This is a genomic window from Faecousia intestinalis, from assembly GCF_040096185.1.
Classification (GTDB): Bacteria; Bacillota; Clostridia; order Oscillospirales; family Oscillospiraceae; genus JAZOXB01.
Window position 1 is genome coordinate 1 of the sequence record NZ_JBBMFF010000150.1, and the last position, 2,075, is coordinate 2,075.

1 protein-coding gene is annotated in these 2,075 nt (G+C 63.6%); it reads right to left on the reverse strand.

Annotated features, from left to right (window positions below; all coding sequences use genetic code 11):
- Positions 1 to 310: 310 nt before the first annotated feature.
- The gene (pyrG, locus tag WMO66_RS03770; protein ID WP_349135046.1) at positions 311 to 1,912 is read right to left on the reverse strand and encodes a CTP synthase; all 1,602 of its coding nucleotides are present in this window, start codon (positions 1,910 to 1,912) and stop codon (positions 311 to 313) included.
- Between the last annotated feature and the right edge of the window lie 163 nt (positions 1,913 to 2,075).

A 2,075-nucleotide genomic window follows, 5' to 3' on the forward strand; every position in this document is an offset into this window, starting at 1 on the left:
AGGAGGCCAACGGCCGACGTGGCAATCTCGCAGTACCATGTCGGATAACAAGTAGGCCTCGGCGAAAACGTGACCGGTTGCAGGAGATTCCCACGTCGCTTCGCTCCTCGGAATGACAAGTCGGGAGCGTTTGCTATTTTAACGGCGGCCTGCTAATTGCGCAAGCGCTGCGCCCCTACGATCCGTAACCGGTTCTGCGCCGGTCACTCCCGATTTCTCCCTGCATTATACCACATGGCATGAAAATCCTCAACCGGCCTTGTGCAAAAAAACCGCCCCGTCCGAAAAGGGACGGGGCGGCAGGAGGTTCTTACAGCTCCTCGCTGCGGTAGAGCACGGCGGAGGAGATCAGCCCAAGGAACAGCGGATGCGGGTGGTTCGGGCGGGAGTTGAACTCCGGATGGGCCTGCGTGGCGAGGAAATAGGGATGATCCGGCAGCTCGAGCATCTCGACGATGCGGCCGTCCGGCGACATGCCGCACAGGCGCATACCGGCGTCTGTCAGCGCGGTGCGGTAGTCGTTGTTGACCTCGTAGCGGTGGCGGTGGCGCTCGTGGATGAGCGGCTCGCCATAGAGCTCAAAGGCGCGGGAATCCGGGTCGAGGCGGCAGGGGTACGAGCCGAGGCGGAGCGTGCCGCCGATGTCCAGAACGCCCTTCTGGTCGGCCATCAGGTGGATGACGGGATCGGGCGTGTCGGGCATGAGCTCGATGCTGTGCGCCTCGGGCAGGCCGACGACGTGGCGTGCGAATTCGACAATGGCAAGCTGCATGCCGAGGCACAGGCCGAGGAAGGGGATGCGGTGCTCACGGGCATAGCGGATGGATTCGATCATGCCGTCGATGCCGCGGCTGCCGAAGCCGCCGGGGACGATGATGCCGGACATATCGCCCAGAATTTCGCCGACGTTCTCCGGCGTGATGGTCTCGGAGTCGATCCAGTGGATCTCCACATGGGCGTCGTTCGCGACGCCTGCATGGCGCAGCGCCTCCGCGACGCTGAGGTAGGCGTCATGCAGCTTCGTATACTTGCCGACGAGGGCGATGTCGACGCGGCGCTTCGGGTGCATCCAGCGGTCGCACATCTGCCGCCACTGCGCCAGATCCGGCTCGCGCTGCGGCAGGCCCAGATCGCTCAGCACGACCTCTGCCAGATGCTCGTCCTCCATCATCAGGGGGACCTGATAGAGAATGCTGGCGTCGAGGTTCTGCAGCACATGGTCCGGGCGGACATTGCAGAACAGGGCGAGCTTGTCGCGGATGTCCTGCGTCAGGGGGTAGTCGGAGCGGCACACGAGCACGTCCGGCCGCAGGCCGATGCTCTGCAGCTCGCGGACGCAGCCCTGCGTCGGCTTCGTCTTCATCTCGCCGGAGGCCTTGAGATACGGGATGAGGGTGACGAGCAGGATGATGGCATTCTCCTTGCCGACCTCATTCTGGAACTGGCGGATGGCCTCCAGGAAGGCTTGGCTCTCCATGTCGCCGACCGTGCCGCCGACCTCGATGATGGCAATCTTGTCCTCGCCGCGATAGAAGCGGCGCTTGATCTCGTTGGTGATGTGCGGGATGACCTGCACCGTGCCCCCGCCGAAGTCGCCGCGGCGCTCGCGCTCGAGCACCGTGCGGTACACGCGGCCGGACGTCACGTTCGAAACGCGCGTCAGGCGCTCGTCGATGAAGCGCTCATAGTGGCCGAGATCCAGGTCGGTCTCCGCGCCGTCGTCCGTGACGAACACCTCACCGTGCTGGATCGGGTTCATCGTGCCGGGGTCGACGTTGATATAGGGGTCGAACTTCTGCATCGTCACGGCATAGCCGCGCGCCTTGAGCAGCCTGCCGAGCGAAGCGGCCGTGATCCCCTTGCCGAGGCCGGAGACTACGCCGCCGAGAACAAATACATATTTTACCGCCATGCCAAATTTCCTCTCTGTTCCGGGGAGGGTCCTCCCCCTTGTCTGGTATTTCAATAGCTTAACCTGCAGATGCAGGATGTACACATGTTATTTCACAGGGCCGGGGCATCGATGACGCGTTGTAGGGGCGAGGCATGCCTCGCCCGGCGCAGCACCTGCGCGA